General features: G+C 64.0%; 25 protein-coding genes and 1 pseudogene. 9 read left to right on the top strand and 17 right to left on the bottom strand.

The window, feature by feature from the left end; all coding sequences use genetic code 11:
* Window positions 1-6: 6 nt before the first annotated feature.
* On the top strand, window positions 7-1,446 hold the full coding sequence (locus ACFPFW_RS18175) for a FecR family protein (RefSeq protein ID WP_114958496.1): 1,440 nt from the start codon (window positions 7-9) through the stop codon (window positions 1,444-1,446).
* On the opposite strand, the gene ACFPFW_RS18170 is transcribed toward ACFPFW_RS18175, so the two are convergent.
* The gene (locus ACFPFW_RS18170) at window positions 1,443-2,339 is read right to left on the bottom strand and encodes a LysR family transcriptional regulator (RefSeq protein ID WP_114958497.1); all 897 of its coding nucleotides are present in this window, start codon (window positions 2,337-2,339) and stop codon (window positions 1,443-1,445) included. The two genes, ACFPFW_RS18175 and ACFPFW_RS18170, sit on opposite strands and share 4 nt — an antisense overlap.
* 118 nt (window positions 2,340-2,457) lie before the next feature.
* On the opposite strand from ACFPFW_RS18170, the gene ACFPFW_RS18165 reads away from it, so the two are divergent.
* From ACFPFW_RS18165 to ACFPFW_RS18135, 7 genes are read left to right on the top strand one after another with little or no spacing between them, the layout of a single operon-like run.
* Entirely contained in the window at window positions 2,458-3,585 is a 1,128-nt protein-coding gene (locus ACFPFW_RS18165; protein ID WP_114958498.1) for a BMP family ABC transporter substrate-binding protein, read from the top strand.
* A 15-nt stretch (window positions 3,586-3,600) separates the two neighbouring features.
* On the top strand, window positions 3,601-4,710 hold the full coding sequence (locus ACFPFW_RS18160) for an ABC transporter permease (protein ID WP_114958528.1): 1,110 nt from the start codon (window positions 3,601-3,603) through the stop codon (window positions 4,708-4,710).
* The gene (locus ACFPFW_RS18155) at window positions 4,710-5,624 is read left to right on the top strand and encodes an ABC transporter permease (RefSeq protein ID WP_114958499.1); all 915 of its coding nucleotides are present in this window, start codon (window positions 4,710-4,712) and stop codon (window positions 5,622-5,624) included. Before ACFPFW_RS18160 ends, ACFPFW_RS18155 begins: the two co-directional genes overlap by 1 nt.
* 8 nt (window positions 5,625-5,632) lie before the next feature.
* A complete protein-coding gene (gene biuH / locus ACFPFW_RS18150) occupies window positions 5,633-6,361 on the top strand; it encodes a biuret amidohydrolase (RefSeq protein WP_114958529.1) in 729 nt (242 codons plus the stop codon).
* A complete protein-coding gene (locus tag ACFPFW_RS18145) occupies window positions 6,358-7,908 on the top strand; it encodes an ABC transporter ATP-binding protein (RefSeq protein WP_114958500.1) in 1,551 nt (516 codons plus the stop codon). The genes biuH and ACFPFW_RS18145 overlap by 4 nt, the downstream gene beginning before the upstream one ends.
* Window positions 7,908-8,591: a cysteine hydrolase family protein gene (locus tag ACFPFW_RS18140; RefSeq protein WP_114958501.1), complete on the top strand. Its 684-nt coding sequence runs from the start codon at window positions 7,908-7,910 to the stop codon at window positions 8,589-8,591. Before ACFPFW_RS18145 ends, ACFPFW_RS18140 begins: the two co-directional genes overlap by 1 nt.
* A complete protein-coding gene (locus tag ACFPFW_RS18135) occupies window positions 8,588-8,941 on the top strand; it encodes a cupin domain-containing protein (protein WP_114958502.1) in 354 nt (117 codons plus the stop codon). The genes ACFPFW_RS18140 and ACFPFW_RS18135 overlap by 4 nt, the downstream gene beginning before the upstream one ends.
* Before the next feature lie 38 nt (window positions 8,942-8,979).
* Here ACFPFW_RS18135 and ACFPFW_RS18130 read toward each other — a convergent pair whose 3' ends face one another.
* From ACFPFW_RS18130 to ACFPFW_RS18120, 3 genes are read right to left on the bottom strand one after another with little or no spacing between them, the layout of a single operon-like run.
* Complete coding sequence (locus ACFPFW_RS18130; protein WP_162799788.1) at window positions 8,980-9,729, bottom strand: SDR family NAD(P)-dependent oxidoreductase; 750 nt, start codon at window positions 9,727-9,729, stop codon at window positions 8,980-8,982.
* A gap of 40 nt (window positions 9,730-9,769) precedes the next feature.
* A complete protein-coding gene (gene hydA / locus ACFPFW_RS18125) occupies window positions 9,770-11,197 on the bottom strand; it encodes a dihydropyrimidinase (RefSeq protein WP_114958504.1) in 1,428 nt (475 codons plus the stop codon).
* Complete coding sequence (locus tag ACFPFW_RS18120; RefSeq protein WP_114958505.1) at window positions 11,197-11,922, bottom strand: maleate cis-trans isomerase family protein; 726 nt, start codon at window positions 11,920-11,922, stop codon at window positions 11,197-11,199. Before ACFPFW_RS18120 ends, hydA begins: the two co-directional genes overlap by 1 nt.
* A gap of 319 nt (window positions 11,923-12,241) precedes the next feature.
* On the opposite strand from ACFPFW_RS18120, the gene ACFPFW_RS18115 reads away from it, so the two are divergent.
* Window positions 12,242-12,928 carry a GntR family transcriptional regulator gene (locus tag ACFPFW_RS18115; RefSeq protein ID WP_114958506.1) on the top strand — a complete coding sequence of 229 codons (687 nt, stop codon included), beginning with the start codon at window positions 12,242-12,244 and terminating at the stop codon, window positions 12,926-12,928.
* Between the two features lie 9 nt (window positions 12,929-12,937).
* Here ACFPFW_RS18115 and ACFPFW_RS18110 read toward each other — a convergent pair whose 3' ends face one another.
* The 13 genes and pseudogenes from ACFPFW_RS18110 to ACFPFW_RS18050 form a co-directional block, all read right to left on the bottom strand.
* Entirely contained in the window at window positions 12,938-13,066 is a 129-nt protein-coding gene (locus tag ACFPFW_RS18110) for a hypothetical protein (protein ID WP_379771767.1), read from the bottom strand.
* Between the two features lie 55 nt (window positions 13,067-13,121).
* Window positions 13,122-13,743 (bottom strand): annotated as a pseudogene (locus ACFPFW_RS18105) (NAD(P)-dependent oxidoreductase).
* A 407-nt stretch (window positions 13,744-14,150) separates the two neighbouring features.
* Window positions 14,151-14,792 carry a DUF1989 domain-containing protein gene (locus ACFPFW_RS18100; RefSeq protein ID WP_114958508.1) on the bottom strand — a complete coding sequence of 214 codons (642 nt, stop codon included), beginning with the start codon at window positions 14,790-14,792 and terminating at the stop codon, window positions 14,151-14,153.
* A 27-nt stretch (window positions 14,793-14,819) separates the two neighbouring features.
* Window positions 14,820-15,608 (bottom strand): amino acid ABC transporter ATP-binding protein, encoded by a 789-nt coding sequence (locus ACFPFW_RS18095; protein WP_114958509.1) that lies wholly within the window; start codon window positions 15,606-15,608, stop codon window positions 14,820-14,822.
* Window positions 15,608-16,264 carry an amino acid ABC transporter permease gene (locus tag ACFPFW_RS18090; protein ID WP_114958510.1) on the bottom strand — a complete coding sequence of 219 codons (657 nt, stop codon included), beginning with the start codon at window positions 16,262-16,264 and terminating at the stop codon, window positions 15,608-15,610. Before ACFPFW_RS18090 ends, ACFPFW_RS18095 begins: the two co-directional genes overlap by 1 nt.
* Window positions 16,261-16,908 (bottom strand): amino acid ABC transporter permease, encoded by a 648-nt coding sequence (locus ACFPFW_RS18085; protein ID WP_114958530.1) that lies wholly within the window; start codon window positions 16,906-16,908, stop codon window positions 16,261-16,263. Before ACFPFW_RS18085 ends, ACFPFW_RS18090 begins: the two co-directional genes overlap by 4 nt.
* 49 nt (window positions 16,909-16,957) lie before the next feature.
* A complete protein-coding gene (locus ACFPFW_RS18080; protein ID WP_114958511.1) occupies window positions 16,958-17,803 on the bottom strand; it encodes a transporter substrate-binding domain-containing protein in 846 nt (281 codons plus the stop codon).
* A 131-nt stretch (window positions 17,804-17,934) separates the two neighbouring features.
* Window positions 17,935-18,336, bottom strand: a complete 402-nt coding sequence (locus ACFPFW_RS18075) for a RidA family protein (protein WP_114958512.1) — start codon at window positions 18,334-18,336, stop codon at window positions 17,935-17,937.
* A 2-nt stretch (window positions 18,337-18,338) separates the two neighbouring features.
* Entirely contained in the window at window positions 18,339-19,775 is a 1,437-nt protein-coding gene (locus ACFPFW_RS18070; RefSeq protein ID WP_162799789.1) for an FAD/NAD(P)-binding protein, read from the bottom strand.
* Window positions 19,772-21,001 carry a YlbE family protein gene (locus ACFPFW_RS18065; protein WP_162799790.1) on the bottom strand — a complete coding sequence of 410 codons (1,230 nt, stop codon included), beginning with the start codon at window positions 20,999-21,001 and terminating at the stop codon, window positions 19,772-19,774. The genes ACFPFW_RS18070 and ACFPFW_RS18065 overlap by 4 nt, the downstream gene beginning before the upstream one ends.
* Window positions 21,002-21,008: 7 nt before the next feature.
* Complete coding sequence (locus tag ACFPFW_RS18060) at window positions 21,009-21,386, bottom strand: RidA family protein (protein ID WP_114958531.1); 378 nt, start codon at window positions 21,384-21,386, stop codon at window positions 21,009-21,011.
* Window positions 21,387-21,415: 29 nt separating this feature from the next.
* Window positions 21,416-22,957, bottom strand: coding sequence for an amidohydrolase family protein (locus ACFPFW_RS18055; RefSeq protein WP_114958515.1), 1,542 nt, complete (start codon window positions 22,955-22,957; stop codon window positions 21,416-21,418).
* Window positions 22,958-22,974: 17 nt separating this feature from the next.
* A complete protein-coding gene (locus tag ACFPFW_RS18050; protein ID WP_162799791.1) occupies window positions 22,975-23,817 on the bottom strand; it encodes a carbon-nitrogen hydrolase family protein in 843 nt (280 codons plus the stop codon).
* Between the last annotated feature and the right edge of the window lies 1 nt (window position 23,818).

Genomic DNA, 23,818 nt, shown 5'->3' with positions numbered 1-23,818 from the left:
CGCGACGTGATCCAGCAACGTATCTTCCCGGTCCGCTTCCTGCTCACCTCTCTCGTCGCAGGCGCAGCCGTCTTCACAGGTGGAGCGACGGCGACGGCCGCTCCCGAGATCGGCGTCTCCGCCGCCGTGCGCGGCAGGGTCGGCGTGCAGAGTTCGGCGCGCACCTACGACGCCCGGGCCGGGGATACGATGTTCACGGGCGACAGGGTTAGCAGCCAGGCCAATTCCGGCATGCAGGTCCTGCTGCGCGACGAGACCACCTTCACCATCGGCGCCGACTGCCAGATCACGCTCGACAACTTCGTCTACGACCCCAACGCCGGCACCGGAGCCCTCGCGGCGACCGTGACCAAGGGCGCGTTGCGTTACGTCTCCGGCTTCGCGGCAAAGAACCAGCCGCAGAACATCAACCTGAAGACCCCCTCCTCGACCATCGGCATCCGCGGCACGACGGCGGACGTCCTCGTAGGCCTGGCCGCGATTCAATTGGCGAAGGCTCAGGGCTATGACGTCTCGAAGGCCGATCCTGACACCGCCACCTTCATCCTGCTGCGCGGTCCGGGCAACGACCGCAACACGATCGACCGCGAAGGCGGCATGCAGGTCGGCAACGGCCAAGGCTCGGTGACGATCTCCCGGAACGGCTTCGTGACGTTCGTCCCGAGCCAGAACGCGCAGCCGCTGCAGCCGATGCGGATCAGTCCGGAGGTGGAACGCCTCTTCAACCAGAACATCCAGGGGCACAGCACGGCCTCGGGCTCGCAAAATTCGACCCGCATCGGCCAGAGGGCCGCGGATGCGAGCGGCCAAAGCGACGTCGAGGGAAAATCGGCGGCGCTCTCGTCCGAAAATCTGTCGAAACTGAAGACGACGGCGATCCAGGACCAGAGCCAGGTCGATCAGGAAGTCGCCGAGCCGCCTCCGCTACTCCAAGGATCGGGCGTGACCAACAATATCGGCCTGGAAATCGGCACCTATGAGATGGCCGCCCATCTGGGAGACACGGTCACCTTCAGCCAGACCGGAGCCGTTCTCTATGATGCGGGGACGCGAGACCGGTTTGGCGCAAATCAGTCGATCAACGTGTACGGCGCGGAAGGTCGGAACCAGATGGGTAGCTATGATTTTCGGCTGACTGTGACGCCGGACCTTTCCGGACCGCAGGTCGATGTAACGTTCGACAACATCAATGCGGCGAGCCGTTCCCTGAACGGTGATTCAATCTCCTTTACCGACAGACTCTCTCCAACGACCAATCCGGGCTTTTTCACTTTCCAGGGCAATGGCGGTGGCTCAACCTCGTCCACGGGATGCCTCGCCGCTGATTGCCGCGCTGCGGCGGATCTCATCGGCAACCCCGCAAATCTCATCACCGGGGCGACGCATTCTCTCCAGATAGGAACAGGCACGGGCGCGCTACTTGGAACGGGCGTCGCCGGCCACTAGCCTTCGAAGCCAGCCAGACTTCGCGAAAGCTGGTCGGCGAACTTCGCGGAGGCGATCGGCAATGTCCGTCCGCGCAATTGCGCGAGGATGACCTGGATCGGCGCGATGTCCCTTTCGTCGATCGGGCGAAGCACTAGATCCGGAATACCGGCCGGGATGCCGATCGAGACCTGGAAGGAGACGATGTGCTCCTGCAGCGTGTAGATGCGCAGCAGTTCGAGCGAGCTCGATTCCAGCGCGATGTTCGGTGTCAGCCGCATCCGGGCGAACGCGGCATCCAGGCTGTGACGGACGGCGAGCGAGCGGTCGGGCATGCCGAGCGGATGGTTCAGGCAATCGCGCAGGCGGACCGGGCCCTGCGCGGCCAAAGGATGATTGCTTCGCATCAGCGCGCAAAGCGGCTGGTGGGCGCTGAACAGCACGTCCATGTCCGGCGAGGGCGGCGGCTCCAGCAGCAATGCCAAGTCGGCCTCGAAGCTCGTCAGCGCGCCGACGCCCTGGGCGTGGTCGCGCACTTGCACATAGAACGAGACGAGCGGGAATTGCGTCCGATAGGCATCGATCTCCTGCGGCAGCACATGATCGACAAAGGCCTGGCTGCAAGCGACGGTGACGTGACCGCGCCGCACGCCGGAAAGGTCGGCCATCTGCGAGCGGAAACGCTCGAAATCCGACACCTGCGTCTGGATGTGCCGGACCAGCAGTTCGCCAGCCGCGTTCAGCCGCATGCCCTGCGGCAGCCGCTCGAAGATGGGCCCGCCGAGCTCAAGCTCGAAATCCTGCACTTGCCGCGTCAACGCGGACGGCGTGATGTTGAGCTGCTCGGCAGCCTTGCGGATCGAGCCGGAGCGCGCCACGCCAAGAATGTATTCGAGCGTCCTGAGATGCTTCATCGAACCGAACCCTGTTGCAGTTTAGGCAACACCGCGCTCGAAAAGAAGCACTGGATTGCAGCACGAACGCCGTTAGCGTCTCCGTCACCTGATGCCGCCTGGACCGGAGTTGCAGCCGATGCGTGACCAGCACCTTGTCTCCCGTCGTACGCTTCTGCAGGGTATGGCCGCCGGAACGGCCGTGGCCACGACCGGCCTGGGGACATCGCGGCCGGCTTTCGCCAAGGATCTGGTCGTCGGCTTCATCTATGTCGGGCCGAAAGACGACTACGGCTACAACCAAGCCCATGCCGAGGGCGCCACGATCATCAAGAAGATCCCCGGCGTCACCGTACTGGAAGAGGAGAAGGTCCCCGAGACGCTCGACGTCCAGAAGACCATGGAATCGATGATCGAGCTCGATGGCGCGTCGCTCATCTTCCCGACCAGCTTCGGCTATTTCGACCCGCATATGCTGAAGGTCGCGGCGAAATATCCGGACGTGCAGTTCCGTCATTGCGGCGGCCTCTGGACCGAGGGCAAGCATCCGAAGAACACCGGTTCCTATTTCGGCTATATCGGCCGCGCGCAGTACCTCTCCGGCATCGTCGCCGCGCACACATCGAAGACGAAGAAGCTCGGCTTCATCGCCGCGAAGCCGATCCCGCAGGTTTTAATCAACGTGAATTCGTTCGCGCTCGGCGCGAAGTCGGTCGACCCGACCATCACGACCCAAGTCATCTTCACCGGCGACTGGTCCCTCCCCGTCAAGGAGGCGGAGGCCACCAACAGCCTCGCCGACCAGGGCGTCGACGTCATCACCTGCCATGTAGACGGCCCGAAGGTCATCATGGAGACCGCGGAGCGCCGTGGCATCTTCTGCACCGGTTATCACGCCGACCAGTCCAAGCTCGCGCCGAAGGGCTATCTCACCGGCGCGGAGTGGAACTGGTCGAAGGTCTACGAAGCATTCGTCACCGAGGCACAGGCCGGCAAGCCATTGCCGAACTTCGTTCGTGGCGGACTGTCCGACGGGTTCGTCAAGACGTCCGCATACGGTCCCGCCGTCTCGGAAGAGGCTCGCAAGCAGGCGGACTCGGTCAAGGCCGAGATGATCAAGAGCCCGGACTATGCGGTGTTCAAGGGACCGCTGAAGTCCAATATCGGCAAGGAGGTCATCCCGGCCGGCAAGTCCTATCCCGAGACGGCAATCGAGCTCGAGAGCACGGACTACCTCGTCGAAGGCATCATCGGCGCGATCGGCTGAGCCATGACGATCGCGATGTCGAGCGAGGCGGCATCAAAGGCGACCGCCCAACCGAAACAGCCCGCCGGCGACTGGGGCTATCCGTTCCGGCGGCTTCTCGAGCAATTGCTCGTTCCCGTCGCGGCACTTCTCATCGCCGCCACAGGCTTCGCGATCTTCCTCGTCTTCCTCGGCACCTCGCCGCTCGACTTCGCGAGCCTTGTCTGGCGCGGCGCTTTCGGTAGCTGGTTCTCGTTCCAGAACACCCTGCAGCGCGCCGCGCCGCTTCTCCTCACCGCTCTCTGCGTCGCCCTGCCTGCACAACTCGGCCTCGTGGTCATCGGGGGCGAAGGCGCGGTCGTGCTTGGGGGGCTGGCGGCGGCGGTGATCGGAGCTTCCCTGTCTGCTCTGTTCCCGCCGCTCGTCATCCTCGCAATGGCCGTGTCCGGAGCGCTCGTCGGCGCGTTCTGGATCGGCCTGACCGGCTGGCTCCGCGCCTATCGCGGCATCAACGAGACCATCGCCTCTCTCCTGCTCGCCTATATCGCGCTGGCCGTTTTCAACCATCTCGTCGAAGGCCCGCTGCGCGACCCCGCCAGTCTCAACAAGCCGTCGACCCTGCCGATCGGCGAGGCCAACATGCTCGGCTCTCTTCCGGGCATGAATATTCATCCGGGCCTCGTCCTTGGACTCGTCGCCTGTATTGGGTTCTGGATCGTCATCCAGCGCACGAGCTTCGGCTTCGCTTGGCGCGTCACTGGCGGAAACCTGCGCACCGCACTGCTGCAGGGCCTGCCCGCCAACCGCCTGATCGTCATCGCCTGCGCGCTCGGCGGAGCGTGCGCCGGTCTTGCCGGCATGATCGAGGTCGCGGCCGTGCACGGCTCCGCGAATGCCTCGCTCGCGGCAGGATACGGTTATGCCGGCATCCTCATCGCCTTTCTCGCGCGCCAGTCTCCGCTCGGCGCGATCCCGATGGCGATCCTGCTCGGCGGCATCTCGGCGGCCGGCGGACTCGTCCAGCGCCGCCTCGGACTTCCGGACGCGACCGTGCTGGTGCTGCAGGGCTTCATCTTCGTCTCGATCCTCGCCAGCGAGACGATCTATGGCCGCTTCCGCTGGTTCCAGCCGAGGGGGACCGCCTGATGGACAATGTCGGCATGGTCCTCGTCGCGCTGATCGCGGGCGCTCTCCGCGTCTCGACGCCGTTCCTGTTCGTCAGCCTCGGCGAGTGCCTCACTGAGAAATCGGGGCGCATCAATCTCGGCAATGAGGGCGCGCTCGTCCTCGGCGCCATGACCGGCTACGCAGCATCCTATGAAACCGGCAGCGCCTGGATCGGCGTTCTCGCCGCGCTCGTCGCGGGCGGCGGCCTCGGCCTCCTGCACGGTCTCGTCTGCAGCCTCGCCCGCGTCAACGACGTGGCCATGGGCATCGCCGTCATGCTGGCCGGCACGGGCATCGCCTTCTTCTTCGGCAAGCCGTACATACAGCCTTCGGCGCCGCAACTTCCCGTCATCCCGCTCGGCTTCTGGTCCGACGCGCCGCAGATCCGCAGCGCGCTCGACGTCAGCCCGCTCTTCTTCATCGGCCTTCTCGTAGCCTTCGTGATGACCTGGGCGTTCAAGAACACACGTACTGGCCTCGTCGTCCGCATCGTCGGGGATTCCTCCGATGCCGCGAAGGCGATGGGCCTGCCCATCGACCGGGTGCGCGTGATCGCGACGACGATCGGCAGCGCGCTCGCGGGCGTCGGCGGCTCGTTCCTGTCGCTGTCCTATCCGGGCAGCTGGAACGAGGGCCTCTCCTCCGGCCAAGGGCTCGTCGCGGTCGCGCTCGTCGTCTTCGCCCGCTGGAACCCGCTCGCCTGCGCGGCGGCGGCGCTCCTGTTCGGCGCGGCCGGCGCACTCGGCCCGTCACTCCAAACCGTCGGCATCACCCAAGGCTATTACCTGTTCTATGCCGCGCCCTACGCGCTGACCCTTCTGATCATGATCCTGACCGTCGCTCCCGGCCGCGTCCTGCGCGGCATGCCGGGGGAGCTGTCGCTGACCCGCTGAGGCCAATGATGACGGATACGCTCGACGACGAACGCATCGCCGCCGCCTTCGTGCCGAACGGACGGACCATCAAGTCCGATCCCTATCCCTGGCCGTTCGACGGCGATCTCCGCCCCGAGAACACGGCGCTGATCGTCATCGACATGCAGGTCGATTTCTGCGCCCCCGGCGGCTACGTCGACGTGATGGGCTACGACATCTCGAACACGCGTGCGCCCATCGAGCCTATACGCCGCCTGCTCTCGGTGATGCGGAGCAAGGGCTATCACATCATCCACACCCGCGAGGGCCATCGCCCGGACTTGGCCGACCTTCCCGCCAACAAGCGCTGGCGCTCGCAGCGCATCGGCGCCGGCATCGGCGACCAGGGCCCCTGCGGCCGCATCCTCGTGCGCGGCGAGCCGGGCTGGGAGATCATCCCCGAGCTTCAGCCGGAGCCTGGCGAGGTCATCATCGACAAGCCGGGCAAGGGTTCGTTCGTCGCGACCGATCTCGAACTCGTGCTGAAGACGCGCGGCATCCGCAATATCGTGCTGACCGGCGTCACGACCGATGTCTGCGTCCACACCACGATGCGCGACGCCAACGACATTGGCTACGAGTGCCTGCTGCTGTCGGACTGCACCGGCGCGACCAAGACCGAGAACCACCTCGCCGCGATCGACATGATCAAGATGCAGGGTGGCGTATTCGGCGCGGTCGCGACCTCGGATGACTTGATCGAGGCGCTGCCATGAGCGCCGCGCTCGACCCGGTCTTCCACGACAAGCCCGCCCACCGCGCGCTTGAGGTCGAGGCGATCGGCGTCACCAAGCGCTTCGGCCCGTTCGTCGCGCTCGACAATGTCTCGCTCAAGATCCGCCGCGGCACCGTCCATGCGCTGCTCGGCGAGAACGGAGCCGGGAAGTCCACCTTCGTCAAATGCCTGCTCGGTTATTACAAGTCCGACGAGGGCGATTTCGTCGTCGAGGGCCGCGAGGCGACCATCGCCCGGCCCGCCGACGCGGACGCGCTCGGCATGGGCATGGTCTACCAGCACTTCACGCTCGTCCCATCGATGACGGCCTCAGAGAACCTGGTGATGTCGCGCTCGAATGTCCCGGGCATCATCGACTGGAAGGCGGAGCGCAGGCAGCTCTTCAACTTCCTGAAGAACATGCCCTTCCTCGTCCCGATGGACGTTCCCGTCGGCGAACTCGCGGCGGGCGAGCGGCAGAAGACCGAGATCCTCAAGCAGCTCTATCTCAACCGTCGCCTGATCGTGCTCGACGAACCGACCTCGACCCTCACCCCGCAGGAAGCGGCCGAAGTGCTGGGGCTTGTCCGCTCGCTGGTCGAGATGGGCGACATCACCGTCGTGATCATCACCCACAAGCTGAAGGAGGTCGCGGCCTATGCCGACGACGTCACCGTGCTCCGCAAGGGCAAGTTCGCCGGTTCCGGCAGTGCCAAGGAACTGGGGCCTGAAGAACTGACGGCGATGATGATCGGCGAGCCGCACGCGCCAAAGCCGGTCGAGCGCCTGGGAGGCCCGGACGCAGAGGAGCGTCTCGCCATCCGCAATCTGAAAACGGAAGGCGAACTTGGCCGCTTCGGCCTTTCGATCGACAAGCTCGTCGTCCGCCCACGCGAAATCGTCGGAGTCGCGGGCGTGTCGGGCAATGGCCAGAAAGACCTCGTCGAAGTGCTCGGCGGTCAGCGTTCTCCTGCAAGCGGAGACGTCCTCGTCTCCGGCGCGCCCTATCACGGTGGCCGGGACGAGGCGCGCAGACTGGGCGTCCGCGTCCTCCCGGAGGAGCCCCTGAGGAATGCCAGCGTGCCGAAGATGAGCGTGGTGGCGAACATGAATCTGCGCCGCTTCGACCACGACGAGAAGGGTCCGCGCCGCTGGCTCGACCTCAAGGGCATGAACGAGCGCGCGCTCGGCATGATCCAGTCCTATGGCGTCCGCACACCCTCGCCCGAAGCGCCGATCGCCGCGCTGTCCGGTGGCAATGTCCAGCGCGCCACCCTCGCCCGCGAGTTCGACGGCGAGGTCGACCTCCTGGTCATCTCGAACCCTTGCTTCGGCCTGGACGTGAAGGCCGTCGCCGAAGTCCGCGCCCGCATTGTTGCCGCGCGAAATGCCGGGACGGCGGTCCTGCTCCTTTCCGAAGACCTCGACGAGGTGATGGAGCTTTCCGACCGCATCGTCGTCATGCATCACGGCGAGATCGTCCACGAAACGCCGGGACCAGGCGCCGACGCGCTCGATATCGGCCGTCACATGGTGGGGCACGGCTGATGGCCACGATCTCTTCCGCGCAGCCGTTTGCCTATTCCTTCCCGCCGGGAAAGACGGCTCTGATCATGATCGACATGCAGCGCGACTTCATGGAGCCCGGCGGCTTCGGCGAGACGCTCGGCAACGACGTGTCTCTGCTGCGCGCCATCATCCCAGGCGCGAAGCTGTTGCTCGACACCGCGCGCGCGCACGGCATCCCGATCGTCCACACCCGGGAATGCCACCGGCCGGACCTGTCCGACTGCCCGCCCGCCAAGCGCGAGCGCGGTGAACCCTCGCTCCGCATCGGCGACGACGGGCCGATGGGCCGGGTCCTGATCTCGGGCGAGCCGGGCGTCGAGATCATCGGCGAACTCGCGGCGCTGCCGGGGGAGACCGTGCTCGACAAACCGGGCAAGGGCGCGTTCTACGCAACCCCGCTCGGCGACATCCTGAAATCCTGGGGCACGACGCATCTGCTGTTCGGAGGCGTCACGACCGAAGTGTGCGTGCAGACGACCATGCGTGAAGCGAACGACCGCGGCTATTCGTGCCTCCTCGTCGAGGACGCGACCGAAAGCTATTTCCCGGAGTTCAAGGCGGCGACCATCGACATGATCCGCGCCCAGGGCGCGATCGTCGGCTGGACCGCGACGGCGGCCGAGGCCGCCAGCGCACTCACTCTCGCGGACGCAGCAGAATGATCGACCCGCTCCTCCTCGGCGATCTCATCGACGGCGGTTGGAAAAAGCTCGATTTCCAGCCCTTTCACCCCGGCGTCACCATCCACCCGCTCTACGGCTCGGGCGACGGCCCGGCGGCGGCGATCCTGCGCTACGAGGAAAACGCCCGCGTGCCCTATCATGAGCACACCGGCTTCGAGCACGTCCTGATCCTCGACGGCTCGCAATCCGACGAGCGCGGCCGCTACGACAAGGGCTCGCTGACGATCAACCCGCCCGGAACTTCGCACGACGTCTGGAGCGACGAGGGCTGCGTTGCCCTGCTGATCTGGGAGCGGCCGGTCAGGATCATCGCGAGCGGGCCGCTGTAAGCAGGCATTCCTGCTCGGCGATCCAGGCCCGCCCTGGGTCAGGGCATCACGGTTCCGCAATTCGGATCCAGCACCTGCCCGGTGAAGGCGTCGCCGTCGGATGACGCGAGAAAGACGACGGAGCGGCCGACGTCTCGCGGCTCGCCCCAGCGCTTCAGGGGTATCCGGTCACGGATTTCGTCGGTGTATTCGGGACCGGCGCGAAAGCGGCCGGTGGCCGTTGGACCGGGCGCGACGCAGTTCACGGCTATGTTCGGAGCCAGCGCGAGGGCGAGGGATCTGGACATCGCCATCATCCCGGCCTTGGCGGCGCTGTAATGCGGCAGGCCACGATCGCCGATGTAGGCCTGTTCGGACGATATGTTGATGATCCGCCCGCCGGCGCGCTTCATCAGATGCGGGATGGCTGCCTGGGCCAAAAAGAAAGGGCCCTTGAGATTGAGGTCCAGCATCTCGTCATAATCGGCCTCGGTGATGTCGAGCACCGGTTGGTGATGCGAGTAGCCGGCATTATTGACCAGGATATCGAGGCCACCCAGCAGGGCCACGGCCTCCGGCACAAGCCTTCGGCAGTCCGCGACGAGCGAAACGTTTCCTGCGACTGCGAACGCGCGGCGGCCGAGCACTTCGATCTCGCGCACGATTTCCTCGGCTTCCTCCGCTCGGTTGAAATCGGCGACGACGACGTCAGCCCCCTCCTCCGCGAGACACAGTGCGATTGCCCGGCCGATGCTGTCGCGACGAGCCGCGCCGGTGACGAGCGCCAGTTTCCCTTCCAACCTTCCCAAGTCAGGTCCCTCCGTCTCTGCAGATTTTGGTATCTCGCGATCAGGAGAGCATGACCGGCCGACTGACGAATTCGGACAGTTCCCGGGGGATGTACGTCCCCTGGGGTTTGTTCGAGACGAGCTCTCCGTCGAGGACCACCGTTACGCCACGCACGATGGTGGTGATTGGCCAGCCGGTGATCTCCATCCCCTCATAGGGGGTGTAGTCGCAGCCGTCGTGAAGGAGATCGTGCGTAATGGTCACGGTCCTGGCGGGGTCCCAGATCGCGATGTCCGCGTCTGCGCCGATCGCGATCGTGCCCTTGCGGGGATAAAGACCGTAGGCGCGTGCGTGGTTGGTCGAGGTCAGGGCGACGAACCGTTGGGGTGATATCCGCCCCTTCACCACGCCTTCCGAAAACAGGATCGGCAACCGGGTCGCTATTCCGGGGATGCCGTTGGGTATCCAGCGGAAGCTCGTTCGTCCGTTGGGCGCCAGCTTGCCCGCCGCGTCCTCATAGCGGAACGGGCAGTGATCGGACGAATAGACATCGAATGTCCCGTCCTCGATCCCCTGCCAGCAGGCATCCTGACTCTCCTGGTCGCGCGGCGGAGGCGAGCAGACATATTTCGCTCCCTCCATGTTCAGGCCATCGAGGTCGCTTTCCGTGAGCACCAGATATTGCGGGCAGGTTTCGCCAAAGATCTTCAGCCCTTTCTGGCGGCCGCGGCGGATCTCCTCGATCGCCTCTCGATTCGAGACGTGGACGATCATCACCGGCACGTCGACGATCTCCGCCAGCGAGATCGCGCGATGGGTCGCCTCGCGTTCGACGGCGATCGGCCGCGACGTGGCATGATGACGGGGCGCGGTGCGGCCTTCTCGCTCCAGACGCTCGGTCAGGAAGCGTATGGCGTCGTGGTTCTCCGCATGAACCATGACCAGCGCGCCGGTCGAGCGTCCGACATCCATGACCTGAAGCAATTCGAGGTCAGAGAGCCGCAGGTCCTCGTAGGTCATGAAAACCTTGAACGAGGTGTACCCGTCCTGCACCAGAGCCGGCAATTCCTGACCGAGCAATTGCTCGCTGGGGTCGCTGATGATGAGGTGGAACGAGACGTCGGTGTAGCAGCGCCCGTCCGCTTCGGCGTGATAGTGCTTCAGCGCTTCGCGAAGGGATTGCCCCTTCTGCTGTAGGCAGAACGGCAGCACCATCGTATTGCCGCCGAAGGCCGCGGACCGGGTGCCGGTCTCGAAATCGTCCGCCATCTTGATGCCGGGGCCGGACGGTTGCGAGAGATGGACATGACTGTCGATGCCGCCCGGCAGGATCCACTTTCCCGTCGCGTCGATCACCTCGGCCGCCGCTGTGCCGAGATCATCGGCCAGCGCGACGATCTTGCCGTTCCTGATGCCGACATCGCACCGCGTCGTATCCGCCTCGGTGACGACCGTGCCGCCGCGCAGGATGAGATCGAATTCCGCCATCAAGCCTCCTCCCGGCCCAATTCCCCCGCAAGGCTGAACGGACCGCCCCAATCCGACAGGTCCGCCGGGCGCCGGCCGGCGAGCGCCATGCACTTCCAGAACGTGACCGAAATCGAATCCAGGACGGGTATCCCGAGCTCTCGCTCCAGCCGGGGAGCAAGAGCCGCGCCGTTCAGGTTCGTGCAGACGATCGCCACTGCGTCGCATCCCTCGCGCGTAACATCGCGCACCATGTCAGCGATCTGATCCTCGCCGACCTCGGCGAATGAGAAGTTCTCGCTGAGGTCGAGGTGACGCTCGGCGGTACACGAAAAGCCCGCCTCATCCCAGTTCGCCATGATCTTCTGCTGAACATCCCTGGTGTAGGGCGTCACCAGGCCTATCCGCTTCAAACCATGGGCGTCGAACAATTCGCGAAACGCGAGCACCGCCGTGCACGCGGCAATGCCGGTGCGCTGGGTGATCATGTCACAGAGGGCCTCGTCGCGATCGAAACCCAGCCATGCCGCCGACGTTCCGTTCCAGGCGATGACGTCCACATTCGCGTCCGCGAGCAGATCGGCAGCCGCGAGAATTCCGCCGGCCTCGAACTGGTCGAGCGCTGCCGCGGACAATCCGATCTGCGTGACCCGAAAGCGGGAGAAATGCGCGGTCACCTCGGGTGCGGACGACGCCATCGCGAACGTGAGCGGTTCGAGCACCGTGTTGGACGATGGCGTGAGCATGCCAAGACGAACGGCTTTGGATGACGTCACGATGATCTCGCTAATCCGAGCCAGGAAGACAGCGCCCCAATCCCGCTTCAGAGAGAAGGGCCGGTGCTTGCATCGCAAAATACCGAGCCCCTACATGCCTCGTCAATTATTGCATACAAAATTACATTGATGCATTCATTTGCATCAGATTGGATTATACGCATTTGAGGTGTGCGCAAGAGCACGGGAATGCCGAGAATAAGTGGTGGGCTCCGCAATGGCAGTGCTAACGTGATTCCCGCCGCTGAAGATTCAGGCGCGCCTTCCATTTTTCTAGAGCGACCGGCTGATGAATACCCAACTTAATCGCAAAGAACTGGACAGCCTCGGCCCTTCTTCATCGTCTTCCCTTCACGACGACATTGTCAGCCGACTTCGGCAGATGATCATACGCTGTGAACTGGAGCCAGGCGCGCGTTTCACAGAACATGAACTGGTCGAAGTCTTTGGCGTCTCCCGTACTCCTTTGCGCGAAGCGCTGAAGATACTGGCATCCGAAGGGCTGGTAGAGATGCGGCCGCACCGCGGCAGCACCGTCGCCAGGATCTCTCCCAAGGAGATCGCACAGACCTTCGACGTCCTCGGCGCGCTGGAAGAACTCGCCGGTCCCCTCATCTGCGATCGAGTATCGAACGTAGATATTGCCCGTCTCGATCAGATCACGACCGAGATGAGCAGCAAGCGCGATGCCGCCGACCGGAACAGCTATTTCGAGCTGAACATCTCTTTCCACCAGTCGATGATCGGGCTCAGTGGAAACGCGGTCCTGCTGAACACCTACAACCAGCTCTTCGCCAAGCTGCAGAGGGCTCGTTACATGGTGAACGACGACCAGAACCGGTGGAGCGAATCCGCGAAGGAGCACGCCTGGATCATGGATGCGCTTCGCCAGCGGGACGGTGCCGAACTGTCCAGGCGGCTGAAGGAACATAACACCCGCACCGCCCAGGCCATTCTGGCGAAGCTTGACGCCTGAACGGCGGGATCAGGCCGTGCCGGTCTTTTCGAGCATGGTCGCTATCGATAGCAGCTTGAGATCCTGATAGCCGTCGGCCACCAGTTGCAAACGATCGGAAGACCCGTCGCGCCCTTCATCAGCGGCAATGTCAGGCACGGCGCTTCGGTACGGATGCGCCGGAGAACTTGCGGGATGCTGTAGACCTCGGTCATCAGTAACCCCGCCCCGTATCGACCACGTTCCGCAGCGGCTCGCCGTCCAGGTAACGGCGCATGTTGTCGAAGAACATGTCGAGGCTGAGCCTGACGTAGTCCGGTCCGTCATCGAGCGCGCAATGCGGACTGATGAAGAGGCGGGGCGTCTTCCAGAGCGGAGAATTCGCAGGAAGCGGCTCCTTGTCGAAGACGTCGAGGAAGGCGCCCCCGAGTTCCCCTTTCGAGCTTCTCGATAAGCGCGCCGTGGTCCATCACCTGCGATCGCCCAAGGCTGATGACACCGGCATGCGAAGGCAGGAGATCGAGCTCACGACGGCCGATCAACCCGTTCGTCTCCGCTGTGTTGGGCACCATCAACACCAGGAAATCGGCTTGCGGCAGGAGTTCCGGCAATTGATCCACCGGATAGCATTCCGGGAAATCGGGGCGAGCGCCACCCGAGCGGGCAACACCGATTACCCTCATGCCGAAGTGACTGGCATGACGCGCGACAGCGCTCGCCAACCGCCCTGCCCCCAGGATCAGCACCGTCCGCCGGCTCACCGAGGGCGTGAATATCTGCTCCCATTTCGTCTGCCGCTGCGCTTCCACGAACTGTGGAAGGGCGCTGTTCAGCATCAGGATCGCGCCCATCGCGTATTCACCCGCTTTCTGGGCGTGGATGCCGCTCGAATTGGTCAGCGTCACGCCCGGCGGAATGGCCGGGATGAGCTTGTCGACGCCGGCGAAGATCGATTGGACCCAGCGCAGGTGCGGCGCGCGCTCGGCGAGTCCCTTGTTGTTGAAATAGCCGCACAGGACCACCTCAGCCGCCTCAAGTCCGGCATCCGCTTCCTCGTCTGTCGCACCGAACGAGACCTCAAGCCGGTCGGCGATCTGTTGGTAGGCCGCACTCTCCCGCCGATACTTCTCGGCGTCGATCCGATAGATCGCGTTGGGGCCGTCATTTTCCTGAATATGGACGCGTATCTTTGCTGCCACGATGTCCTCGCGGGCTCCTTTGAAGTCTGATTGATGCCGTGCGGTCAGGCCACGTTGCGGACGATCACGCGGATGGGCGTCGGATTGTAGGCGTTGCAGGGATTGTGCATCTGCGGGCAGTTCGACAGCACAGCGAGCACGTCGGTTTCGGCCCGGAGATCGACATAGCCGCCGGGCGCCGAGATATCGGCCGCGATTCCGGCTCCGCCATCGGCCATGATCGGCACCTGCATGAAGAAATTCACATTGCCGACAATCGCGCTGCGATCGAGGCCATGCTTAGACAGCTCCTTCAGGAAGTTCGAATAGCAGCTCTCGGTCGTGTGTACGCCGTAGCGAAGGAAGTTGTTCGGGTTGCTGCAGCAGCCATAGACCGTGTCGTGCTGGCCCAAAGTGTCCTCGATTACGGTGAAGAGCTTCGCGCCGCTGTCGCTGTAGAGCACCGTTCCCTTGGCAACGTACGTGTTGCCCTGCACCTTGATCGTGTTCATCGAGCTGTAGCGGTCGCCGGGGTCGGCCGCGTTGAAGCACAGGAAGTCGACGGCCTGCTGGCCTTCCAGATCGATGATCCGCAAGATCTCGCCCGCCTTGATCACGCGGCTCCACGGCTCCTTGGCCGGAACGATGAAGTCGTAGATCACGCCGTCGAGATCGGCCGCGGCCTGCGCGTCGAGAACTCCGCTCATTGTACTCTCCTGTCTGATGAGGCGCGCTCAGGCGCTGACGTAGCGCTGCAGGAACTGCCGCGCGCGGTCCGTCTTTGGGTTTGTGAAGAATTCGGAGGGTTGCCCCTTCTCGACGACCCGGCCGCCGTCCATCAGCACGACCTCATTCGCGGTCTCGCGGGCGAAGCCCATCTCGTGGGTCACCACCAGCATCGTGCTGCCGCCTTCAGCCAAGGTCTTCATGACAGCGACGACCTCGCCCACAAGCTCGGGATCTAGCGCCGATGTCGGCTCGTCGAACAGCAGGAGTTCGGGCTTCATGGCGAGAGCGCGGGCGATGCCCACGCGCTGCTTCTGTCCGCCGGAAAGGCGGTTCGGAAAGACGTCCTTCTTGTCCGTCAGGCCGACGCGCTCCAGCAGCATTTCCGCCTCCGCGACCACTTCGTCGCGCGATCGGCGCTGCACATGGATGGGCGCCTCGATGAGGTTCTGCAGCACGGTCAGATGGGGCCACAGATTGAAATGCTGGAACACCATGCCGATGCGCGCCCGCGCCTGGGCAAGCTCCGAGGTCGACATCGGAATGACGCCGCCCTCGCGCATTCCGATCCTGCGACCCGAGAGGTAGATCGATCCCTGATCGGGCTTTTCAAGGAAGTTCACGCATCTCAGAAGCGTCGATTTTCCGGAGCCGCTCGGCCCGAGGAGACATACCGTCTTTCCCCGCTCGACGGTCAGTGAAACACCATCGAGAACGACGTTGGTCCCGAAGCTTTTCGTCAGCCCGCGGATGTCCAGAACGCATTCCGGATTGGTGCTGCCCACATGTTCAACCATCAGCGCCGCACCTCCGCGAGCCGCTCAACCACGAAAACTCCGGCCTCGACCAGCATGCAGAGCGCCCAATAGATCAGGACGGCGGCGATGAACGCCGCGAACGGAACGAAATATTGCGACTGGATGCTGCTCGCCGCATGCGTCAGCTCCGGGACGGCGATGATCGTCAGGAACGCCGTGTCCTTGATGATCTGGATGAGCTGATTGCCGATCATCGGGCTGGCGGCCAGAAAGATCTGCGGGAAGATGATCCGGGTGTAGAGCCGGGGTCCACGGAAACCGAAGGCGGTCGCCGCCTCGATGCTCTCCCGACCGAGCCCGATCCAGATGCTGCGCATGATCTCGGCCATGTAGGCCGTATTGTAAACGACGATCGCGAAGAGCCCGGCGGTCCAGTTGTCCAGGTTCAGTCCCAGACTCGGCAAGCCGTAATAGGCGAGATAGGCCAGCATCAGGAACGGAATGCAGCGCATCAGATCAACGATGCCCTGGCTGATCAGCCGCACGGGACGGCTGGAAGACATCAGAAGAATTGCGACGAGGCTGCCGATCAGGAGAGCGAGCGACGCACCCACGAGCGTCAGGATGATCGTGTTGAGCAGACCCTCGACCAAGCGATCCGCATGCTCCCAGACGACTCCGAAATCGCGGGTCATGCAGCGGCCCCGGCCTGGCCGTACAGTCGCTCGGTCAGCCGCTGGAGGCCGACGAAGACGACGATGAGAACGATGTAGATTCCCGTCGCAACGAGCATGGGAGGCAACGGATCATAAGTCTGGGCGCCGATACGTGTCGCCGCTCGCGTGATCTCTACAACGCCCACGACGGCGATCGCCGGGCTCGACTTGATCAAAAGCGTCATCTCGTTGACGAGGCCCGGCAGGCAGGCACGCCACAGCTGAGGGAAAATGATGCGCCGGAAACGTAGAGCCGGCGTCATGCCGAACGAGCGAGCGGCTTCCAGTTGATCGGGAGAAAAGTTGTTCAGTCCCGAGCGCCAGATCTCGCAATTGAACGCAGCCGTGTTCAATCCAAGCGTCAGCACGGACGCGGTCCACGGCCCGATATCGATGCCCATAGTCGGGATCGCGAAGAAGATCAGCAGGCACAAAGTCACGGCCGGCGTCGACCGCAGCAGGCTTACATAGACCATGACGATAGGGGACAGCACCGGCACCCTGCCCCACCGGATCAACCCGAGCAGCAGTCCCAACGGCACACCAAGGGCGATACCGGCGCCGGATAGCACCAGGGTCACACCGGCGCCTTGCAGAAGCGAGAGGAAGGCTGCTGTGGTCACGATCAAATGTCCGCCGACCGCCCCGATGGGCGGCCGGCCTTGGCTGGGATCAGGGCTGATAGGTCTCTGGAAGATCCGGGAACGCCTGGCCCAGCCACTTCTCCTGCAGCTTGAGGATGTTTCCGCTCTTCCGCTGCTCGGCCATGAAGCTGTTGATCAGCGCCAGGAGTTCGGTATTGCCCTTGGCAACCGCCCATGCCGGAACGGTCTGTCCCGAGACGGCCTGGCCAATTTCGAACGTGTCCGGCTTGTCCTTCGTGAGCGAGCGCAGGTTGATGATCGTGTTGACCACGAAGTCCACGCGCTTCAGCGCGAGATCCTGGTAGGCTTCCGGATAGGACGTGTACTGGACGACCTTGCCGAGCTTGCCGCCCGTCTTGGCGAGCATCGCCTCGAGCTCGGGCAGCTTTTCGAGCTGCGCGCTGCCGGCTTGGACGCCGACCGTCTTGCCCGCGAGATCCTTGATCTCCTTGATGCTGTCGTCGCCCTTGCGCTTGGCATAGTAGTGGGTCGAGTCGGCGATCGGCATGCTGAAGTCGAGCGACTTCACACGCTCCTTGGTGATCATCGCGGCGGTGACCGCAACGTCGTACTTGCCGGTGCTCACACCCGCGAGAAGTCCGGTCCACGGAATAACCTCCTGGCGGATCTCGAACGGCACGGTCTTGCGGAATTCGGCGAGAAGCTCGTTGTCGAAGCCGGTCGGCTTACCGTCCTCCATGAATTCAAACGGCTTATAATCGTCTTCCGTCGCGACGATCATGTAGCCGCGCGCCTTGATCTCAGCGAGCGTTGCGGAGTGAGCGACCGTGCTCGACAGCGACACACCGGCAACGGCGACAAACCCCACGGCAAGCAGCGCGCGACGCATTAACTGGTTGATTGCATTCATCATTTGACTCCCGTTGCAGACATTCCCCGCACGAAAACCGCCGTGGTCTGCAGCCTCTCGAGTGAATGCAATATCCGTGCCCGGTCGACAGAATGTCCCGACGGTATCAAATTTCGGCTGCCAGAAGCGCAGCGTTAGGCCTGCCGCTCAACCACCAGATCGATCTCGACCAAAGCATTGCGGCCGAGCTTCGCGACTCCGACGGTCGTCCGACCGGGCATTCTGGCATCGTCGTTGAAATAGCGGTGATAGACCGAGTTCATCCCCGCGAAGTCGCGATCGAATTCCGTCAGGAAGATGCGGACGAAAGCGGTGTTTGAGAGGCTGTAGCCCGCCGCCTCCACGATCAGATCGAGATTGCGGAATGCCAGTTCCGTCTGCTCCTCGATCGACGTCGGCAGCGGCGCATCGGGATTGTCGGGATCGATCGGCAATTGGCCGGTGACGTGAAGCAGGCCTCCGGCCTCGACGGCATGCGAATAGCGGACGGTCTTTGGAGATGGGGCCGCCCCCGCCACCTTGATGTAACGCGGCATTCTCAGATCTCCCGCACGGCCAAAGGTACCTCGCGCGCTATCAGCACGGCGCGATCGAGGCTGGCAGCCAAGGCCTCCGCAACGTGACGCGCATGCGCCGATGCTTCGGGCACCCCCGTCGCCTCCCCGACGATCGCCCGCGCCAAGGGACCCGCTGCCCAAAGGCCGGGACTTACCTCGCCGCCGCTGTCCAGGAGCCGTCCATCGGCATCGACGTCGAAACCGATGCGCAGCGCGTCCGGCCGGAGAAGGCCACTTTTCATTGCCGCCTGAACGAAGGGATTTCGGGTCCGGCGAAGATCGCTGTCGGGGCCCGTGCAGTTGATGATCGCATCCGCTTCGGTTCCACCCGGACTACCGCCCTTCGGCGTCCAGTCGATCCGGAAACGTGAGCCTGTGCGGCCGATCCGGTCAATGCGCCCGGCCGATAGCGTGAACCACTCGTCGGCCTTTCCTTCGGCCAGAAGACTGGCAACCTGCGGTGCCATCCGGAACCGGTGAACATCCCAATAGGCGCGCAGATGCCGGGCGATCTTGCCCCGCTCGGCGATCGGGAGCGTCCGCCAATAGGTCGCGAGATTGCGCCTCACCGCGTCCACGACGGGATGCCAGGCGCGTCCCTCGGACGCGGCGTCCCCAATACGAGTCCTGACGAGACGCAGAAGACCGATCGCGGTCAGGGGAGGCTCACGGTCCTCGAAGAGGTCGAAGGAACTGTCGAACTCTCCATGCTCTCGTGGAGTGAGAGCGCGACGCGAGATTGCGCGGATGCGGCCGCGATGGCCATTTACCCGCAGGGTGACGACTGCGTCGCACATGGTCAGGCCAGTGCCGATGATGACGACATCACCGTCTGCCGGGATAGCGCGGATGGCGTCCCAGTCCCACGGATTTCTGACAAGATGGGGCAGTTCCTCCGCACCCTCGGCAAGCGTCCATCGAAAGGCCGGAGCCCCATAGGTCGTGCAGACGACGACCTCGTCGTAGGTAGCGGACTCACCGCTGTCGAAGGTCACCCGCCATCGTTCGGCGGTGCGCTCCAGCGCCGTGGCCATGTTGCGCCGGTGAAGGATGATCGAGCCCGACGTATTGTTCTCTGAGCTTTTTCGGACGAGGTCCGCGACGTAGGCGCCAAAGGCGTGGCGGGTCGAATAATGGTCCTCCGGCCCCGTGAGCCCGTCGGGATCCGCGTTCCACTCACCCCTTGCCTTGAGCCATTGGGTGAAATGCAACGGCTCTTCCCTAAACACCGTCAGCCGGTCGCTCGGGACGTTGATGCGGTGCTCAGCGCTCGCCGAGCCATAGGCCAACCCGGCGCCGACCTTCTCGCGCGGTTCGATGATCTCGATGTCGAGCGGTACCGAAGAGGCATTGGCGAGATGGACCGCGAACACCGCCCCGGTGAAGCCACCGCCGACGATTCCGATGCGAACGTTCATGCCGGCGCGCCAACCTTGCTGGGAAGCGCATCGAGCGCAGCGGCAGCGGACACGAAGCATTCGAGTGGCGCCTTGGCGACGCCGATCCCGATCCAGCCGGCGACACCATCCTTATGGGCGATGCCGGTGTGGATGCGCACCCCTTCACCGAGTTGAACAACGCGCCGTGCATCAAGGGCAATACCTGCGGCGTCCAATCCTGCCAAAGCGGGCGTGATCAACGGATTCTTCGCGAGGAACAGCGAACGCATTCTCTCGCCTCCGGCGACGGCTTCCGACCAGGGCCGCTGCATGCTCTGGGCGATCTGCGGAGATGCGTGGGCGATGCAGCCGCCGAGGCCGTAGCTCTCCATGATCGCGCTATCGCCCAGGTCGCGATGGGCATCGTCGATCGTGAATGGCGGGAAAAAGCCGCCTTCCGGTAGATCCGCCGAGGCGTTGAACCAGCGGTCGCCGGTGCCGGAGAGTTGGATGCCGCAGACAAGGCCGTTGCGGCTGATCGCGGTCACGACGCTCGAGCCCTCGATGCCGCGCGCCTGATCGAGGCACAGTTTCGCCGACGCCATCGCATAGTTCAGGAAATGCTGCGGATGGTCACTCAACCATGTCCGGATCGGGCCGGGCAAATCCGGCAGTGCTGCCAGGAACGACAGCATGCCGCCGATATTGCGCTGATGGACGTCGTCGCCGAGCTCCACGCCCCGAGCAACTAGCGGGAGGATTTCGAGGCCGCCTTTCGGCATTGCCCTGGCGAGCGCCTCGGCGACCTCGGTCTCGACATAGCGCAGGCCCGCCGCGACTTCCTCGCTGTAATAGCCGAACCGCAGGACATACCGCCCTTTCTCGGCGAGGGTCGCGAACGTGTTCGACCCCGTCTTGCGATCCTCGATCCGGAACAGCCGTTGGCTCGGCCGGACGATTCCAGCCATCGGCGACACCGTTCCTAGCGAGTGGTTCGACCGTAGCTTCACCTCGCCCGACAGCACCATCCGGCGACCCTGGCCCATATCGCCGGCCCATCCCTCATGCACCGAAGCGGCCGCGAGCGCATTCAGCACGACGACCGGAGGAATTTCACCTTCCGCGAATGGCGGACCGGCATGGCCTAGTTCACCCTCGGCAAGGTCGAGCGCCTCACGCGCGGTTACCAGTTCGCGGACGACCGGAATCGTCGCTACGATCTTTTCGACTGCCCGCCGGTTCGCGGCGGTCACGTTGTCATTCACATTCATTTCAGGATGGCCGGCGCGCTATGAGGTCGATCTCGACAAGCGCATCTCGTGCCAGACCGGTGACGCCGACGCAGGTCCGCGCCGGACGCCGGTCGACCGGGAAGTACGAGGCATAGATCGTGTTCATTGTCGCGTAGTCGTGGGAGAAATCGGTCAGATAGACCCTTGCCTGGACAACATGCGACAGATCGAGGCCGACCCCGTTCAGCACAATGATGAGATTGTCCATCACCCGCCGGGTCTGCGCCTCGACGCCTTCGGGAAGCGGCCGGCTATCATCGTCGGGCCAGGTCGGCATCTGCCCGGTGATGAACACCCAGCCATCCGTCTCCACCGCGTGACTGAATGGCGCCACAGGGTTTGGCGCTCCGTGGACCATGAAGAATTCGGTCATTCCGTCCTCGACTCTCAAACGCTCGACGACTGACGGTAGAACGGCTGGACCGGTCCGTCTCCGATATATCCGTCGTAGAAAGCCTTTACGTGGGGGAAGACCGCGCGGCCGAGGTTGCGGCGCGATATTTCATCCGGAGTGCGCGGCTTCGCCAGGACATCGGCGATCTCGTTCAACACGGCATCGCGGTCGATGTTGGTGAAGCGTCCGTCGGCGTAGACGACCTCGCCATCGATGAAGACCGCGTCCACGGCATTGGTCTTGGCGCGCTGCATGACTGCGTCGAGCATCGGAATGTCCGGGTCCTGGAAGGGGTAGGTCGCGGTCTTCCAGTTCAGTAGTACGGCATCGAAGCCGCGACCGGCCTCGAGCTTGCCGATCGTCTCGCCGAATGCCGTGGTCTTGGCACCGGACTCGGTCGCCATTTTCAGCACCTGCGGGCACGACGGCACATCGTCGTCGTCCATGCCCGGCACGCGGTGGGCGCGCAGGACGAGACGAAGCTCCTGCAGCATGTCGCGGTCGTCGTTGATGCCAGCCTCGTCGAGGCCCATGCCGACCGTCATGCCCTTCTTCTCGAACGCATTCAGCGGCGCGATGCCGGAGCGCAGGCGGAAATTCGACGAGCAGTTGTGGCAGATGCAGGTACCGGTCTGTGCGGCGATATCGACGTCCTCCTGGGTCATCCACACACTGTGGCCGAGCGTCATGCGCGGACTGAGTACCCCGAGATCATGGAGATGCCGAACCGCCGTCTTGCCGGTCCTACGGCGCGCATATTCCTTCTGATAGGCGGTCTCCAGGAGATGCATGTGCATCGGCACATTGGCGGCCGTCGCCTTCTCGTGCAGGGCGACAAGGCTCTCATCGCTGCACCAGTGCAGGTTCGCCGGCGCGAGCTGGATGCGCGTCAGGCGCTGACCCTGGTTCTCCGCCGTCAGCTGGTCGAAAAGCTTCAGGAAATCGGAGAACGGCATGGCCTGCGCCTTGAGGTAGGCGCTCAGCTCCTCGCCGAGCGGCGATGGCAGTTTGGCGCAGAACGTCTCGTCGTCTTCGTAGACAAGCCGGTTCTGCTCGCGAACCGCATAGCAGTAGGACGCGCGCATGCCGATCGAGCGATAGGCGTCGAGAACTTTCGTCGCCGCACCATGGATCGCGTCGTAACCGCCGGGCATCCAGCCATGGATGTGCTGCACCGTCGTCACGCCAGAGGCGATCATCTCGAACGCCGAATACAACGTGTCGAGATAGAGGTCGATCCGGCGGGCCGGCATGCGTCCGGCGAACCAGAGCTCGAGCGCATAGTCCGGCGAACCGAGCTGCAGCGGCGTCATGCCGACATGGTGATGGCTGTTGACAAAGCCCGGCAGCATGACGTGGTCGGGATAGGTTTTCACGGTCGCGGTGGGCGCCAGTCTCTTCATCTCGTCGAGCAAGCCGGTCGCCACGATCGTGCCGTCGCGCGAGAGCACCGCGCCGTCGTCGATCCCGATCGGTGTGTGGCGGTCCTGGACACCGGTCACCAGCCAACGTGCTTGCACAATGAGTTCTGCCATTTTGGGTCCCTGCTCTCTCAGATGATTGATGTTGATGCGTGCATGTCGTTCCTCCCGCGGCCCGACCGGGCGGCGGCGATGACGACAGGATCGACGTCGATAATCGCGACGTCGCTCGCGGTCCCCTCGCCTGCCGCGAGCACGGTTCCGAACGGATTGATCGCCAACGTCAGGCCGTCATGGCGGACATTGCGCCCGAGCACGGTTTCGACGCCCGCTCGCGCGGCGGCGAGCGCATAGACGGCGTTCGCCCGGGCATGACCCTGTATCTCGGCGAGATAGAAGCCGTCGGGATCCTGAGGTGCCGGACCGCCGACGAGGACGACGACCAATTCAGCGCCCGACCGCACGGCCGCCTGCCAGCACTCCGGGAAACGCCGGTCGAAACAGATCAGCACCGCGACCTGCACGCCGCCGAGTTCGAAGCACGCGACATCGCCGACACCGGGCCGGAAATGGTCTGCCTCGCCGAAGCGTTCGCCGGGTCCGGGCGGCGGCAGGTTCAGCTTCGTCGCCACCTCCGCGATGCTGCCATCGCGCCGAGCGAGAAGCGCCGCGTTGAATGGCTTCGCATCTGCGTCCGCCAATGCCATGCCGAAGACGATGTCGACGCCGTTCCTGACCGCCTGTCCGGAGGCCCAGCGCGCGGTCGGGCCGTCGATGGGTTCGGCGAGATGCCCCCAATTGGCCGGATCGTCGCTCGCCACATACGGGCAGGCGAACAGCTCCGGCAGAACGACGAGTTCCGCTCCCAGCTCGGCCAGGCGAGCGATCGCCTGCTTCGCTTCAGCGAGAGCAGCCGACAGGTCATCACTAGCCGGCCCCGTCGAGGCTGCTGCAACACGTACATACGTGGACACA

This window comes from Flaviflagellibacter deserti (assembly GCF_042652085.1).
GTDB classification, from domain to species: Bacteria; Pseudomonadota; Alphaproteobacteria; order Rhizobiales; family Methylopilaceae; genus Flaviflagellibacter; species Flaviflagellibacter deserti.
This window is presented reverse-complemented; position numbering and strand designations above follow the sequence as displayed.

Bases quoted from the DNA above. Each gene is read 5' to 3' on its own strand.
- hydA (WP_114958504.1), bottom strand. From the start codon at position 11,197: ATGGCGGAATTCGATCTCATCCTGCGCGGCGGCACGGTCGTCACCGAG.
- ACFPFW_RS18165 (WP_114958498.1), top strand. From the start codon at position 2,458: ATGCGTGACCAGCACCTTGTCTCCCGTCGTACGCTTCTGCAGGGTATG.
- ACFPFW_RS18090 (WP_114958510.1), bottom strand. From the start codon at position 16,264: ATGACCCGCGATTTCGGAGTCGTCTGGGAGCATGCGGATCGCTTGGTC.
- ACFPFW_RS18095 (WP_114958509.1), bottom strand. From the start codon at position 15,608: ATGGTTGAACATGTGGGCAGCACCAATCCGGAATGCGTTCTGGACATC.
- ACFPFW_RS18070 (WP_162799789.1), bottom strand. From the start codon at position 19,775: ATGAACGTTCGCATCGGAATCGTCGGCGGTGGCTTCACCGGGGCGGTG.
- ACFPFW_RS18170 (WP_114958497.1), bottom strand. From the start codon at position 2,339: ATGAAGCATCTCAGGACGCTCGAATACATTCTTGGCGTGGCGCGCTCC.
- ACFPFW_RS18135 (WP_114958502.1), top strand. From the start codon at position 8,588: ATGATCGACCCGCTCCTCCTCGGCGATCTCATCGACGGCGGTTGGAAA.
- ACFPFW_RS18115 (WP_114958506.1), top strand. From the start codon at position 12,242: ATGAATACCCAACTTAATCGCAAAGAACTGGACAGCCTCGGCCCTTCT.
- ACFPFW_RS18155 (WP_114958499.1), top strand. From the start codon at position 4,710: ATGGACAATGTCGGCATGGTCCTCGTCGCGCTGATCGCGGGCGCTCTC.
- ACFPFW_RS18160 (WP_114958528.1), top strand. From the start codon at position 3,601: ATGTCGAGCGAGGCGGCATCAAAGGCGACCGCCCAACCGAAACAGCCC.
- ACFPFW_RS18140 (WP_114958501.1), top strand. From the start codon at position 7,908: ATGGCCACGATCTCTTCCGCGCAGCCGTTTGCCTATTCCTTCCCGCCG.
- ACFPFW_RS18075 (WP_114958512.1), bottom strand. From the start codon at position 18,336: ATGCCGCGTTACATCAAGGTGGCGGGGGCGGCCCCATCTCCAAAGACC.
- biuH (WP_114958529.1), top strand. From the start codon at position 5,633: ATGACGGATACGCTCGACGACGAACGCATCGCCGCCGCCTTCGTGCCG.
- ACFPFW_RS18120 (WP_114958505.1), bottom strand. From the start codon at position 11,922: ATGCTCACGCCATCGTCCAACACGGTGCTCGAACCGCTCACGTTCGCG.
- ACFPFW_RS18080 (WP_114958511.1), bottom strand. From the start codon at position 17,803: ATGATGAATGCAATCAACCAGTTAATGCGTCGCGCGCTGCTTGCCGTG.
- ACFPFW_RS18055 (WP_114958515.1), bottom strand. From the start codon at position 22,957: ATGGCAGAACTCATTGTGCAAGCACGTTGGCTGGTGACCGGTGTCCAG.
- ACFPFW_RS18145 (WP_114958500.1), top strand. From the start codon at position 6,358: ATGAGCGCCGCGCTCGACCCGGTCTTCCACGACAAGCCCGCCCACCGC.
- ACFPFW_RS18100 (WP_114958508.1), bottom strand. From the start codon at position 14,792: ATGAGCGGAGTTCTCGACGCGCAGGCCGCGGCCGATCTCGACGGCGTG.
- ACFPFW_RS18060 (WP_114958531.1), bottom strand. From the start codon at position 21,386: ATGGTCCACGGAGCGCCAAACCCTGTGGCGCCATTCAGTCACGCGGTG.